Annotated in this window: 14 protein-coding genes; 13 read left to right on the top strand and 1 reads right to left on the bottom strand. The window is 39.8% G+C overall.

The features are described 5' to 3' along the window. Positions 1-3: 3 nt before the first annotated feature. From meaB to AC3WJG_RS06165, 7 genes are all read left to right on the top strand, one after another. Positions 4-999, top strand: coding sequence for a methylmalonyl Co-A mutase-associated GTPase MeaB (meaB, locus tag AC3WJG_RS06195; RefSeq protein WP_098331867.1), 996 nt, complete (start codon positions 4-6; stop codon positions 997-999). Positions 1000-1192: 193 nt separating this feature from the next. Then, positions 1193-1630, top strand: a complete 438-nt coding sequence (locus tag AC3WJG_RS06190; protein ID WP_028410674.1) for a BrxA/BrxB family bacilliredoxin — start codon at positions 1193-1195, stop codon at positions 1628-1630. Between the two features lie 282 nt (positions 1631-1912). Next, the gene (locus AC3WJG_RS06185; RefSeq protein ID WP_026106695.1) at positions 1913-2716 is read left to right on the top strand and encodes a transporter substrate-binding domain-containing protein; all 804 of its coding nucleotides are present in this window, start codon (positions 1913-1915) and stop codon (positions 2714-2716) included. A gap of 31 nt (positions 2717-2747) precedes the next feature. After that, a complete protein-coding gene (locus AC3WJG_RS06180) occupies positions 2748-3407 on the top strand; it encodes an amino acid ABC transporter permease (RefSeq protein ID WP_013059114.1) in 660 nt (219 codons plus the stop codon). Further along, positions 3400-4122, top strand: a complete 723-nt coding sequence (locus tag AC3WJG_RS06175; protein ID WP_028410675.1) for an amino acid ABC transporter ATP-binding protein — start codon at positions 3400-3402, stop codon at positions 4120-4122. Before AC3WJG_RS06180 ends, AC3WJG_RS06175 begins: the two co-directional genes overlap by 8 nt. A 160-nt stretch (positions 4123-4282) precedes the next feature. Then, on the top strand, positions 4283-5233 hold the full coding sequence (locus tag AC3WJG_RS06170) for an aromatic acid exporter family protein (protein ID WP_013059112.1): 951 nt from the start codon (positions 4283-4285) through the stop codon (positions 5231-5233). A 98-nt stretch (positions 5234-5331) separates the two neighbouring features. Further along, the gene (locus AC3WJG_RS06165; RefSeq protein WP_337133922.1) at positions 5332-5856 is read left to right on the top strand and encodes a L,D-transpeptidase; all 525 of its coding nucleotides are present in this window, start codon (positions 5332-5334) and stop codon (positions 5854-5856) included. Positions 5857-5931: 75 nt separating this feature from the next. Here the strand turns inward: AC3WJG_RS06165 and prli42 are convergent, their stop codons facing one another. Continuing rightward, the gene (gene prli42, locus AC3WJG_RS06160) at positions 5932-6027 is read right to left on the bottom strand and encodes a stressosome-associated protein Prli42 (protein WP_149917156.1); all 96 of its coding nucleotides are present in this window, start codon (positions 6025-6027) and stop codon (positions 5932-5934) included. Positions 6028-6175: 148 nt separating this feature from the next. On the opposite strand from prli42, the gene mce reads away from it, so the two are divergent. The 6 genes from mce to hydA all read left to right on the top strand — a co-directional run bounded on the left by mce (position 6176) and on the right by hydA (position 13615). Continuing rightward, entirely contained in the window at positions 6176-6601 is a 426-nt protein-coding gene (mce, locus tag AC3WJG_RS06155; protein ID WP_028410677.1) for a methylmalonyl-CoA epimerase, read from the top strand. Further along, positions 6594-8144, top strand: a complete 1551-nt coding sequence (locus tag AC3WJG_RS06150) for an acyl-CoA carboxylase subunit beta (protein ID WP_337133923.1) — start codon at positions 6594-6596, stop codon at positions 8142-8144. The genes mce and AC3WJG_RS06150 overlap by 8 nt, the downstream gene beginning before the upstream one ends. 25 nt (positions 8145-8169) lie before the next feature. After that, positions 8170-9288 carry a tripeptidase T gene (locus AC3WJG_RS06145; protein ID WP_013084962.1) on the top strand — a complete coding sequence of 373 codons (1119 nt, stop codon included), beginning with the start codon at positions 8170-8172 and terminating at the stop codon, positions 9286-9288. A gap of 225 nt (positions 9289-9513) precedes the next feature. Beyond that, a complete protein-coding gene (locus AC3WJG_RS06140; RefSeq protein WP_028410679.1) occupies positions 9514-10875 on the top strand; it encodes an NAD(P)-dependent oxidoreductase in 1362 nt (453 codons plus the stop codon). 21 nt (positions 10876-10896) lie between these two features. Next, entirely contained in the window at positions 10897-12177 is a 1281-nt protein-coding gene (preA, locus tag AC3WJG_RS06135; protein WP_337133924.1) for an NAD-dependent dihydropyrimidine dehydrogenase subunit PreA, read from the top strand. Positions 12178-12196: 19 nt separating this feature from the next. After that, positions 12197-13615 (top strand): dihydropyrimidinase, encoded by a 1419-nt coding sequence (hydA, locus tag AC3WJG_RS06130; RefSeq protein ID WP_028410681.1) that lies wholly within the window; start codon positions 12197-12199, stop codon positions 13613-13615. Positions 13616-13632 lie beyond the last annotated feature (17 nt).

Genomic DNA, 13632 nt, shown 5'->3' with positions numbered 1-13632 from the left:
TTGGTGAAATTAAAAACGGTACAAGATTATAAACAAGGGCTGCTTGAAGGAAAAAGAACAGCGTTAGCTCAAGCCATTACTTTAATTGAAAGTAAAGCGCCGAAGCATAAAGTACTAGCACAACAGCTGATTAAAGAAATCTATCCTCATACGGGGCATTCAGTGCGCATTGGTTTTACAGGCGTACCCGGAGCAGGAAAAAGTACGCTGATTGACAAATTTGGTTCGTACCTATGCAAAAATGGCCATTCCGTTGCAGTTTTGGCAGTCGATCCAAGCAGTACCTTGTCTGGAGGAAGTATTTTAGGAGATAAAACGAGAATGGAGCTTCTTACCAAACAAGAGAATGCTTTTGTCCGTCCTTCACCTTCTCAAGGAACGCTTGGAGGTGTTCATCTTAAAACGAGAGAAGCCATTTTTCTTTGTGAAGCGGCTGGGTATAACATCATATTTGTCGAAACGATGGGCGTTGGCCAAGGTGAAATGATTGTAAAAGAGATGGTAGACTTCTTTGTTCTTCTTGCTTTAACTGGAGCAGGAGATGATTTGCAAGGAATTAAAAAAGGGCTGCTTGAGTGGGTTAATTTGATTTGTGTAAATAAAGCAGACGGGGATAACCGCCTAAAAGCAGAAGTGACTGCAAAAGAATACGAAAGCATCATCGGTTTCCTTCACGGTCATTCTGGAGGATGGAACCCACAGGTCATCACAACTTCTGCTTATGAAGAAGTATCATTCCAAGACTTGTGGAAGATAATTTGTGACTATAAGGAATGGATGAATAAAAATGATCTGTTTTATACAGTAAGGCAAAAGCAAATGAAGGCATGGTTACAAGCAAGTGTTAATGAATATTTACAAGAATCATTTTATGAACATCCTTTAGTTAAGCAAACGTTAGGGGATGTTGAAAAACAAATGATGACGGGAGATGTCACGATGGCTGAAGCTCTCGAACACTTGATTAAAACCTACCGGCAGGCGATGAAGGAAATATAAAAAAGGATCCTGCATTTTATGCGGATCCTTCTACACTAGGGAGTTAAGAGTATGGTTTTCTAGCTGTAAAAATAGTATCACCATTTCTTTTCTTGTTTAATTTTGATTACCAAGAAAAAATGAGTCAAAGCAATCGCCTTTTTAGTTTTCGTTTGCTATGATAAAGAATAGATAGCAAAAGGGAGGTATGAAAATGAATATCGATTTTAACTTGTTTATGAACGACGTTGTTCGTCAAGCCCGCAAAGAAATTACAGCTGCTGGTTATACAGAATTAACGACGGCTGAAGCGGTAGATGAAACGTTTAAAAAGCCTGGTACAACGCTTGTAATGGTGAATTCAGTTTGCGGTTGTGCAGGAGGTATTGCAAGACCTGCTGCAGCGCACTCTGTACATTATGATAAACGTCCAACAAACTTGGTTACAGTATTTGCTGGGCAAGATAAAGAAGCAACTGCACGTGCACGCGAATACTTTGAAGGTTATCCGCCTTCGTCTCCATCTTTCGCTTTATTAAAAGACGGAAAAATTATCACAATGGTAGAGCGTCACGAAATTGAAGGCCACGAGCCAATGTCAGTTGTGATGAAGCTGCAAGAAGCATTCGAACAGCACTGTGAAGAGGTGTAAGAGAGAAGCCGTTTTGAACGGCTTCTTTTTTTATGCGTTTTTTTACCTATCTGTATGCAGGCTTTCTAGAGAGTGGAAAATGTTAAGAAAAGGTATTTTCAAATAGTGAAACTTATATTTAAAAAAAGATATTGCATATTTATAATGTTGTGTTAAAATACATTTATATGAATATATATTTAAATTTCGACATTTACTTGCAATAGCAAAAAACTTATTTCATAATATTATTAATTTTTAAAAAATAATGCAAGGAATAAACTAGGGGGAACGAAGATGAAATTGAAGAAGTGGTTATCGGTAACGGCAATTGGTCTTTTAACAGCAGGCGTTTTAGCTGCATGCGGAGCAGGAGAAGGAACGTCTAATGGCGGAGCAAGCAGCGACGACAAAGATAAAAAAGTACTAGTAATGGGAACATCAGCAGATTACCCACCATTTGAATATATTGATACGGCAAAAGGTGATAGTGAAGCAATCGGATTTGACGTAGATTTAGCAAAAACAATCGGTAAAAAGTTAGGTTATGACGTACAGGTGAAGGATATGGAATTTGGCGGATTAATTCCAGCTTTACAATCTAATAAAGTCGATTTAGTTTTAGCGGGTATGACGCCAACTGAAAAGCGTAAAAAGAACGTGGACTTCTCAGACGTATATTATGAAGCAAAAAACATGATTGTATCGAAGAAAGATGCGCCAATTAAAAATGCAGAAGAACTAAAAGGAAAAACAGTCGGTGTACAAACTTCTTCTATCCAAGCAGACGAAGCAAAAGAAATTGCAAAAGAAGTTGACGGAGTAAATGTAACAACGCGTGACCGTATTCCAGAACTAATTCAAGAAATGAAATCAAATCGTATCGATGCAGCAATTATTGAAGATACAGTAGCTAAAGGGTATGTGAACAAAGACAAAAGCTTGCAAATGTCTGATACAGGACGTCCAGATTCAAGTAAAGGATCAGCAATCGCATTTCCTAAAGACAGCAAGCTAACGAATGACTTTAACCGTGAATTAAAGAAAATGAAAGAAAACGGTGAATTAGATAAATTAATCGTTAAGTGGTTTGACGACCAAAAATAAGAATGATAGTTAGAGAGGAATGGAACTAGGCATGAATTTGGATTTTTCGCAAATCGTGCCTTCTATGCCTTATATTTTAAAAGGGATAGGGGTAACGATACAGATAGTCCTAGCTTCAGCAATTTTAGGGTTTGTGCTGGGAGTTATTTTATCTTTATGTAAAATCAGCCGCAATAAACCTCTTCAATGGTTTGCGGATGCATATACGTCCGTGTTTCGCGGAACACCGCTTGTACTGCAATTATTATTAATATACTTTGGATTACCTCAGCTGCTCGGGTTTGATATTGCCCCGTTTCCAGCGGCCGTTGCTGCGTTCGGGCTAAACTCTGCAGCATATATATCTGAAATTATTCGCGCTGGTATTTTAGCTGTTGATAAAGGACAGCGTGAAGCGGCATTAGCGTTAGGAATTCCTTATCGCCGCATGATGGGACAAATTATTTTGCCACAGGCACTTAAAAATATTTTACCTGCTTTAATGAATGAGTTCATTACATTAACAAAGGAATCAGCTATCGTTACAGTTATTGGAGCACTCGACATTATGCGCCGTGCTTACATTGTAGGTGGAGAAAAATTCGCCTACCTTGAACCGTTAATTTTTGCAGGGTTGATTTATTATGTAATGGTAATGGGCTTAACGCTCCTTGGTAAAGCAGTCGAGAGGAGAATGAGAAAAGGTGATTAACGTTGAAAATTTACACAAATCATTTGGCAATAATGAAGTTTTAAAAGGTATTTCAACTACGATTAAGGAAAAAGAAGTCGTAGCTGTTATTGGCCCTTCTGGTTCTGGTAAATCTACTTTTTTACGCTGTATGAACCTGCTTGAAGAACCGACGAGCGGAGTAGTTTCAATTAACGGTCAAGTGATTACAGATAAAAAAACAAACATTATGCGTGTGCGTGAAAACGTAGGAATGGTATTTCAGCATTTTCACTTGTTTCCACATATGACAGTGCTTGAAAATTTGACTTATGCTCCGATGACGGTAAAAGGCGTGTCAAGAGAAACGGCTGTTGCTAAAGGCAAAGAATTACTTCAAAAAGTGGGACTTGCTCAAAAAGCCAACGAGTTTCCAAGTCGCTTATCGGGCGGTCAAAAGCAGCGTGTAGCTATTGCCAGAGCACTGGCAATGGAACCGAAAGTGATGCTGTTTGACGAACCAACCTCAGCATTAGATCCAGAGATGGTAAAAGAAGTACTAGATGTAATGAAGTCACTAACAGAAACAGGAATGACGATGGTCATTGTAACGCATGAAATGGGATTTGCACGAGAAGTAGCGGATCGTGTGCTGTTTTTAGACGGCGGTGTGCTTGTTGAAGATGCGCCTCCGGCTGAATTTTTCTCAGCGCCTAAAAGCAAGCGTGCTAAAGATTTCTTAGAAAAGATTTTATAATAAAAAAAGTGCAGGAAGAGTACGATCTTTTCTGCACTTTTTTTATTGAAATTTATACGGTACAGCAAGATTTAAGGTTGTGTTATTTTTCTATTCGTGTTAATAAAGAATAGAGTATTTTATCACACTAAAAAGAAACCAACATGTAGGAGTCTAGAAAATGAAATTTAAAATTGGGTACCGGACAATTAAAACAGCCGTCGGTACATCACTGGCTATTATTATAGCTCAGTTCTTTCACCTCGAGTTTTTTGTATCAGCTGGAATTATCACCATTTTGTGCATTCAAAATTCAAAGAAAAAATCGTTACGAAGTGCAAGCGACCGTTTTATTGCTTGTTCTTTATCCATTCTGTTTTCGTTTATATTCTTTGAAGGGATTGCTTATCATCCACTTGTTATAGGACTGATGCTGCTTTTGTTTATCCCGGTTACGGTTATATTCAAAGTGAATGCAGGCATTGTTACAAGCTCCGTTATTTTGCTTCATATTTACTCCAAAGGCAATATGACATGGGGAATCGTCTTTAATGAACTTGGCTTAATTGTAATTGGGATAGGTGTTGCCCTGCTTGTGAATTTATACATGCCAAGTTTAGATCAAGAGCTTCGCACGTATCAGCAAGAAATTGAAGAGAATTTCCGGTCGATGTTAAAAGAAATTGCCCTATATCTCAGAACCAATGACAGCAGTTGGGATGGTAAGGAAATTGCAGATACGGTAAAAATTTTAGAAAAAGCAAAAAGCCTTGCGTTTCGTGATGTAGAAAATCATTTTGTGCGTGGGGAAAACTATTATTATCGCTATTTTAAAATTCGTGAAAAACAGCTTGAAATTATTGAGCGAACGCTTCCTCTCATTACCGCTATTGATTTGGTGGTAGAACAGCGCTACATGATTGCCGATTTCATTGAAGAATTAAGTCTATCCATCCACCCCGGTAATACAGCAAAATTATTTTTAGCCAAACTTCAGCATTTACGAGAAGCGTTTGCAGAGATGCCGCTTCCTAAAACGCGGGAAGAGTTTGAAGCACGTGCGGATTTACTGCACGTAGTCAAAGAAATTGAACAATATTTGGTTATTAAACAAACCTTAAAAATAAGTTAAACAGCATGCATGTTGTTTATCTTGCTTACGAACACTAAATAGGACAAGAGATATCTCTCTTGTCTTTTACTTAGGACTAACGTAAGGTGGTGGATTACGTGCATGTGTTTGCTTTTATCCTTTTACTACTATCTCCGGTTTGGCCATTAGGAGAAAATCCGTTGCCAAATGATCCTTATATTATTATTAATAAACAAAGCAATCAGCTTGCTTATATTCAAAATAAAGAAATTAAACAAATTATTAAAGTAGCAACGGGGAAAACAGTTAACCTGACGCCCGAAGGAGAGTTCACGGTAACAGTAAAAGCTGTTAATCCTTATTATCGGAGAAGTAACATTGAAGGAGGCGCTCCTCAAAATCCTCTAGGTGTAAGATGGATTGGGTTTGATGCAAGAGAGACTGACGGACGTATTTATGGCATTCATGGTACAAATCAGCCGGGTTCCATCGGTAAATATGTATCAAATGGCTGCATTCGCGTAGAAAATCGAGAAGTAAGCCATTTATATGATCAAGTCCCTTTAGGTACAAAAGTGTGGATTGTATCTACAGATCAATCTTTTGAAGAGTTAGCCGCTCAAAAAGGCATTGTGAATATACAGCAAAAGACTGGTGACTAGTCACCAGTCTTTTTTATATGTTTGCATTGCACACAGAAACGGCAGTGCAGCTATGTTTTTAGTCATCAGTCCCGATTAAAACCACATGGCAAGTCCCGCTAAAAGCGTAGATATTAACATGACAAGAAGCATTAAAAACACAATGGTTTTTTGGATTTTCTTATTAGACATACAACCAAAGTCCTCCTACACGTTTTTTTCTTATTTTACATGTCTTCCGCTGCTTAGACAAGCAACTTTCTGTAGATACGCGAGCAGGAGATTTCTTTTGTTTTCAAGAATATGTGTAAATGAAAACGCTTTTTTAAGAGGTGAGAAAGTGATAAAAGGAATTGATCACATAGGAATAGCTGTAAAATCAATTGAAGGCAGCCTCCCGTTTTATGAAAAGGTATTAGGACTGTCTCTATTAAAAGTAGAAGAAGTAGAAGAACAAGGAGTAAAAGTTGCTTTTATTCAGTGCGGCAACGTAAAAATTGAATTATTAGAGCCGCTCTTTGAAGACAGTGCGGTCGGCGCGTTTATCAAAAAGAGAGGTGAAGGTCTTCATCATGTTGCTTTAGGTGTGCGCACGATTGAAGAACGGATTAACGAGTTAAAGGAAAAGGGTGTACACATGATTGACGATGTTCCGCGAAAAGGCGCAGGGGAAGCATCCATTGCTTTTTTGCATCCAAAGTCAGCAAACGGTGTTCTTTATGAGCTCTGTGAAAAAACACTAGAGGAGGAGAAGAAACATGGTTGACATTTATGATAAGTTAAATGAATTGTACGATAAACGCCGAAAGATCGAGTTAGGCGGCGGAGACGAAAAGATTGAAAAACAGCACCATAAAGGAAAACTAACGGCACGCGAACGAATTGAAATTCTTTTGGATGAACATACATTTGTCGAATTAAATCCGTTTATTGAACATCGGTGTGCAGATTTCAGTATGAATAATCAAGTAGGACCAGGAGACGGGGTAGTAACAGGTTACGGCAAGGTAAACGGTCGCTCAGTCTACTTGTTTTCGCAAGATTTTACAGTATTCGGAGGCGCGTTAGGTGAAATGCATGCTAAAAAAATTGCGCACGTAATGGACTTAGCGGCTAAAACAGGCGTGCCGTTTATTGGCTTAAATGATTCAGGGGGAGCTCGTATTCAAGAGGGCGTCATGTCTCTTGATGGATACGGTCATATTTTTTATCGAAATGCCATTTATTCGGGTGTCATGCCTCAAATATCTGTTATTATGGGTCCCTGTGCAGGCGGAGCCGTGTACTCACCGGCGATTACTGACTTTGTTTTTATGGTAGAAGAAACAAGTCAAATGTTCATTACAGGACCAAAAGTAATTGAAACGGTAACGGGAGAAAGCATTTCCTCTGAAAATCTTGGAGGAGCAGCTGTTCATAACGAAATTAGCGGTAATGCCCATTTTAGAGGTTCAACAGAACAAGAGGTGCTAGAACAAGTACGAACGCTCTTAAGCTATCTTCCTCAGTCTAGCCAAGAGCAGCCTCCTTTAGCCTCAAAGGCAGAGTCTGATCATTATCGTCCGGATTTATTAGACGTTGTCCCGTTTGATGCCGTGCGCCCTTACGATGTGCGTCAAGTCATTCACCAAGTAGTGGACGAGCACTCATTTTTTGAAGTGCAAAAAGACTTTGCAAGAAATATTGTCATTGGTTTTGCCCGCATAGATGGAAAAGTTGTCGGACTTGTGTGTAACCAGCCTAAAGTAATGGCAGGCAGTTTAGATATTAACTCCTCAGATAAAGCAGCAAGGTTTATTCGATTTTGCGATTCATTTAATATCCCACTTATTACATTTGAAGATGTTACAGGTTTTTTCCCAGGTATCAAGCAGGAACATGGCGGAATTATACGTCATGGTGCTAAAATTTTATATGCATACTCCGAAGCTACCGTTCCGAAAATCACGGTGATTTTGCGAAAGGCGTACGGAGGTGCATACGTAGCTTTAAATAGTAAATCGATTGGAGCGGACCTTGTGTATTCGTGGCCGAATGCAGAAATCGCTGTTATGGGTCCTCAAGGTGCTGCGAATATTATCTTTGCAAACGACATTCGAGGTAGCGAAAACCCAGATAAAACAAGACACGAAAAAATTGAACAGTATCGCGAGAAATTTGCTAATCCTTACGTAGCGGCAAGCGCTGGAATGGTGGATGATGTTATTGATCCTAGGGAAACGCGAATAAAATTAATACAAGCGCTTGAAATGTTGCACAATAAAAAGGAAGAGCGTCCAGCAAAGAAACATGGTAACATACCATTGTAGGTTATTTTTGGAGGGATTACATATTATGATTAATGAACAACGAATCGTTGATTTATTTATTGAATTAGTACAAGTAGACTCAGAAACAAAGCATGAAGAAAAAATTGCTGTTGTACTAAAAGAAAAATTTACCGCATTAGGCGTCGAAGTAGTAGAAGATGATGCCAAAGAAAAAACGGGTCACGGAGCCAACAACTTAATCTGCACACTGCCAGCTACAAAAGAAGGCGTAGACACAATCTACTTTACGTCTCATATGGATACAGTCGTACCTGGAAACGGTATTAAACCATCTATTGAAGATGGCTATATTAAAAGTGACGGCACGACAATTCTTGGAGCGGATGATAAAGCAGGCTTAGCAGCAATGCTAGAAGCCATCACCGTATTAAAAGAAGAAAACATCGCGCACGGCAAAATTGAATTTATTATTACAGTAGGAGAAGAATCTGGCTTAGTGGGCGCTAAAGCTCTTGATTCTAGTCTCGTAACGGCAAAATTCGGCTATGCTTTAGATAGCGATGGCAAAGTGGGAGACATTATTGTTGCTGCGCCGACGCAGGCAAAAGTAAATGCAACAATTTATGGAAAAACAGCTCATGCAGGTGTAGCTCCTGAACGAGGCGTTTCTGCTATTACGATTGCTTCAAGAGCCATTTCTAAAATGCCCCTTGGACGTATTGATGAAGAGACTACAGCGAACATTGGACGTTTTGAAGGTGGAACGCAAACGAATATCGTATGCGACCGCGTCGATATTTTAGCAGAAGCTCGTTCATTAATTCCAGAAAAAATGGAAGCACAAGTAGCGAAAATGAAAGAAGCGTTTGAAACAGCTGCACAAGAAATGGGCGGACGTGCAGAAGTGGATATTAAAGTGATGTATCCAGGCTTTAAATTTGGCGATGGAGATCATGTTGTCGAAGTTGCTAAAAAAGCCGTGGCTAATATCGATCGTCCTTCACGCCTGCTTCAAAGCGGAGGCGGAAGCGATGCAAATGTAATCGCAGGCTTTGATATCCCAACAGTAAATCTAGCAGTTGGTTATGAAGACATTCATACAACAAATGAAAAAATTCCGGTAGAAGAACTGGTGAAGACATCTGAACTAGTAGTGTCGATTATTAAAGAAGTAGCAAAATAATAGTTGCAGCCTTGCTTTTATATAAAAGCAAGGCTTTTTACATAGTGAATAGTAAATAGTCTGAATTTTTTAACATAATGTATAATGAAGAAAAGACGGTCGTTTTGTACAATAAAGTTAGTAATACATTTTACCAAAGTAGAAGTTGAAAATAACGTATATAAAAAATATGTAAGCGCTTTCAATTCGAGTTTTATCAACAGATATCCTTGGGAGGTTGATGCAATGCGATCACAGGAAAGTTTGCAGTCCATCATTCAAAACTTTAATGAAGTAGAAAAAGGGTTGTCAAATAGAGAAGCAGTCGAAGAATCTAATCGATGTTTGTACTGTTATGATGCACCCTGTATTCAGGCATGCCCTACAGGAATTGACATCCCGACGTTTATTAAAAAAATTGCATCGGGCAATTTAAAGGGGTCTGCCGAAACGATTATGTCTTCTAATCCCGTAGGAGCAAGCTGTTCGAGAGTTTGTCCAACCGATGAACTATGTGAAGGAGCGTGTGTGCTTAACCACTCAACCAAACCAATTATGATTGGAGATTTGCAGCGCTACGCAACGGATTGGGCTATTCAAAATGAACAGGTGCTGTTTGAGAAAGGAAGAGCAAACGGTAAAAAGGTAGCAATTGTTGGTGGAGGTCCGGCTGGTCTCTCTGCAGCAAGAGAACTGGCCCGATTTGGGTATGACGTAACCATTTTTGAAGCGGAAAAACAAGCAGGAGGGTTAAATACATATGGAATCGTGTCGTTTCGTCTTCCTCAAGCGATTTCATTCTGGGAAGTTGAACAAGTAAAAAGCTTAGATGTAAAAATTAAAACAAACGTAAGAATTGGAGAAGATATTCTTCCAAGCGAATTGCTGCAGTCGTATGATGCGGTTGTATTAGCTATTGGTATGAGCAAGGTGCCTTCTCTACATGTTGAAGGTGAAGAGCTAGACGGTGTGTATGATGCGATTGATTTTGTGAAAAAAACGAAGTCGGAAGCATTATCAACAGAATTTGTGGGTAAGCGTGTTGCCGTCATTGGTGCGGGAAATACTGCGATTGATGGTGCTACGTGTTCCGTGCGCTTGGGGGCTGAAAATGTTCAAATTTTATACCGTCGTACACGAGAAGAAATGACGGCTTATGATTTTGAATTTGAATTTGCGAAACAAGATGGTGTTGAATTCCGCTGGTTAACGGCTCCTATACGAATTATTGGAGATGAAAATGGTAAGGTGAGCGGGATTGAATGTGTAAAAATGACTCTAACAGATCCAGATGCAGACGGCCGAAGAAAGCCTGTTCCTGTTGAGGGTTCAACGTTTACCATTCCAGTCGATGCTGTTGTTAAAGCAATTGGTCAAGAACGGTACCTGTCTTTGATTCAACAATTTCAGGTGCATCATGAAGACGGAGTTGTCTTAATTAATCAAGAGACGTTTCAAACATCCAATCCAAAAGTATTTGCTTGCGGAGACGTTATTTTTGGTAAAGGGCAAGGAGAAGCAATGGTTGTGACCGCTGCTCAGCAAGGAAAACAAACGGCGTTAAATATTCATATGCAGTTAACAAAAGAAACAATGGAAACAGCTTAAAATCAGGAGGAGGAGAAATCTATGGCAGATTTAACAACAAATTTAGCAGGTATTCAATCACCAAATCCGTTTTGGCTGGCATCCGCACCGCCAACCAATTCAGGTTATCAAGTGCAGCGTGCATTTGAAGCAGGATGGGGAGGCGCAGTTTGGAAAACGCTTGGTGATCCGATTTTAAATGTTTCCTCTCGATTTGCTGCCGTTGGCTTCAACGGTCAGCGCGTAGCCGGCTTTAATAATATTGAGTTAATCACCGATCGTCCGCTTGAAGTTAATTTGAAGGAAATCTATGAAACGAAAAAGAAGTTTCCTAACCACGCAATTATTGCCTCTCTTATGGTAGAGCCTCAGCAAGAAAAATGGCATGAAATTGTCAAAAAAGTAGAAGACGTAGGAGTGGATGGATTAGAGCTGAACTTTGGCTGTCCTCATGGAATGGCAGAACGAGGAATGGGTGCTGCCTCTGGGCAAGTCCCTGATTTAGTTGAGAAACAAACGTATTGGGCTAAAGAAGTTGCCCAAACGCCGGTCATTGTTAAATTAACCCCAAATATCACAGATATCACCGTTACAGCAGAAGCAGCGGTTCGAGGTGGTGCTGACGCTGTGAGCATGATTAACACTATTAATAGTTTAGCAGGAGTAGACATTCATTCATGGAATACGATTCCACACGTAGCAGGAAAAGGCGCTCACGGAGGTTATTGCGGCCCGGCTGTTAAGCCGATTGCATTAAACATGGTTGCTGAATGTGCAAGAAGTCCGTTTATTAACGTTCCAATATCAGGTATGGGAGGCGTTTCGAACTGGCAGGAAGCCGTCGAATTTATGCTCATGGGTGCTACAGGTGTGCAAGTATGTACAGCGGCTATGCATCACGGGTTCCGCATTGTAGAGGATATGATTCAAGGTCTCAATTATTATTTGGATGAAAGAGGAATCGAAAAAGTAAGTGATATTGTAGGGAAAGCCGTTTCAAAATATTCCGACTGGGGCAACTTAGATCTCAATTATAAAGTAGTGGCCCGCATCGATCCGGATACGTGTGTTAACTGCAACAAGTGTCATATTTCTTGTGAAGATACTTCTCACCAATGTATTGATATGCTGAAAGATCCTTCAGGGAAATCTTATTTAAAAGTACGAGAAGAAGATTGTGTAGGATGTAATTTATGTTCGATTGTATGTCCGGTGGACGGGGCTATATCCATGGTTGAATTACCAAATGAACAGCCTCCAATGACGTGGAATGAACGCCAAGCTGCTTTACAAGCGACGGCTGCACAGCGATTAGACGTATAAAGACAAAGGGGATGAAGAAATGAAGAAAATCGTTAAAAATGGTGTGGTAGTCACAGCAACAGATACGTATAAAGCCGATATTTTAATTGAAAATGGAGTTATTTCGGCAATTGGCTCGGCATTTGAAGAGCAAGGCTGTGAAGTGATTGATGCAAAAGGCAATTATGTATTTCCAGGAGGGATCGATCCTCATACTCATTTAGATATGCCGTTTGGAGGCACCGTTACAAAAGATGACTTTGAAACAGGTACAAGAGCAGCAGCTTTTGGAGGTACGACAACTGTTATTGATTTTTGCTTAACCAATAAAGGCGAACCGCTGCAAAAAGCGATCGGCACATGGCATGGAAAATCAAAAGGGAAAGCGGCTATCGATTATAGCTTTCATCTAATGATTGGCGAAATCACGGAAGATGTATTAAATGAGCTTCCTACAATTATTGAAAAAGAAGGAATTACTTCTTTTAAAGTATTCATGGCCTATAAAAATGTTTTTCAAGCAGACGATGCTACCCTTTATCAAACGCTAGTGCAAGCTAAAAAACTAGGGGCGCTTGTGATGGTACATGCTGAAAATGGAGATGTGATTGAGTATTTAACGGCAAAAGCACTAGAACAAGGACAAACTGATCCTATCTATCATGCACTGACTCGCCCTCCAGAAATAGAAGGAGAAGCTACGGGAAGAGCCGCGGTGCTAACGGAACTGGCTGACTCACAGCTCTATGTTGTTCACGTGTCGTGCGCTGAAGCGGTTAAAAAGATTGCTGAAGCAAGGGAAAAAGGCGTAAATATCTGGGGTGAAACGTGTCCGCAGTATTTGACGCTTGACCAAACCTATTTAGAGAAACCGAATTTTGAAGGAGCAAAATACGTATGGTCACCGCCTTTACGTGAAAAATGGAACCAAGATGTTTTGTGGAATGCTTTGCGTAATGGCGACTTGCAAACGATTGGATCTGATCAGTGTTCATTTGATTTTAACGGTCAAAAAGATCTGGGGAAAGGAGATTTTACGAAAATTCCAAACGGAGGACCTATTATCGAGGATCGCATGAGTATTTTATTTTCAGAAGGAGTAGTGAAGAAACGAATTAATATCAATCAGTTTGTTGATATAACATCAACAAAAATTGCTAAGCTGTTCGGACTGTACCCGAAAAAAGGAACAATAGCGGTTGGCGCAGACGCGGATCTGCTTATATTTGATCCATCTGTTGAACGTACGATTTCAGCAAACACGCATCATATGGCAGTCGATTATAGCGCATTTGAGGGAATGAAAGTCACAGGTGAGCCGGTTTCAGTACTTTGCCGCGGGGAATTTGTCGTAAAAGATAAGCAGTTTGTCGGTCAAAAAGGCTACGGACAATTTACAAAACGAGCAAAGTTTAATGAGTTAAACACGGCTAACGAAGCTGAAAAATTAATGTTATAAAAACAGATGTAAAAATA

This window comes from Priestia sp. FW507-14D1A (genome assembly GCF_058781295.1).
The sequence above is the reverse complement of the archived record's forward strand: the minus strand, read 5'-3'. Positions and strand labels throughout refer to the sequence as shown.

Excerpts from the sequence above, each read along its gene's own strand:
- AC3WJG_RS06190 (WP_028410674.1), top strand. The coding sequence starts at position 1,193 with ATGAATATCGATTTTAACTTGTTTATGAACGACGTTGTTCGTCAAGCC.
- AC3WJG_RS06150 (WP_337133923.1), top strand. The coding sequence starts at position 6,594 with ATGGTTGACATTTATGATAAGTTAAATGAATTGTACGATAAACGCCGA.
- AC3WJG_RS06170 (WP_013059112.1), top strand. The coding sequence starts at position 4,283 with ATGAAATTTAAAATTGGGTACCGGACAATTAAAACAGCCGTCGGTACA.
- hydA (WP_028410681.1), top strand. The coding sequence starts at position 12,197 with ATGAAGAAAATCGTTAAAAATGGTGTGGTAGTCACAGCAACAGATACG.
- prli42 (WP_149917156.1), bottom strand. The coding sequence starts at position 6,027 with ATGTCTAATAAGAAAATCCAAAAAACCATTGTGTTTTTAATGCTTCTT.
- preA (WP_337133924.1), top strand. The coding sequence starts at position 10,897 with ATGGCAGATTTAACAACAAATTTAGCAGGTATTCAATCACCAAATCCG.
- AC3WJG_RS06145 (WP_013084962.1), top strand. The coding sequence starts at position 8,170 with ATGATTAATGAACAACGAATCGTTGATTTATTTATTGAATTAGTACAA.
- AC3WJG_RS06180 (WP_013059114.1), top strand. The coding sequence starts at position 2,748 with ATGAATTTGGATTTTTCGCAAATCGTGCCTTCTATGCCTTATATTTTA.
- AC3WJG_RS06140 (WP_028410679.1), top strand. The coding sequence starts at position 9,514 with ATGCGATCACAGGAAAGTTTGCAGTCCATCATTCAAAACTTTAATGAA.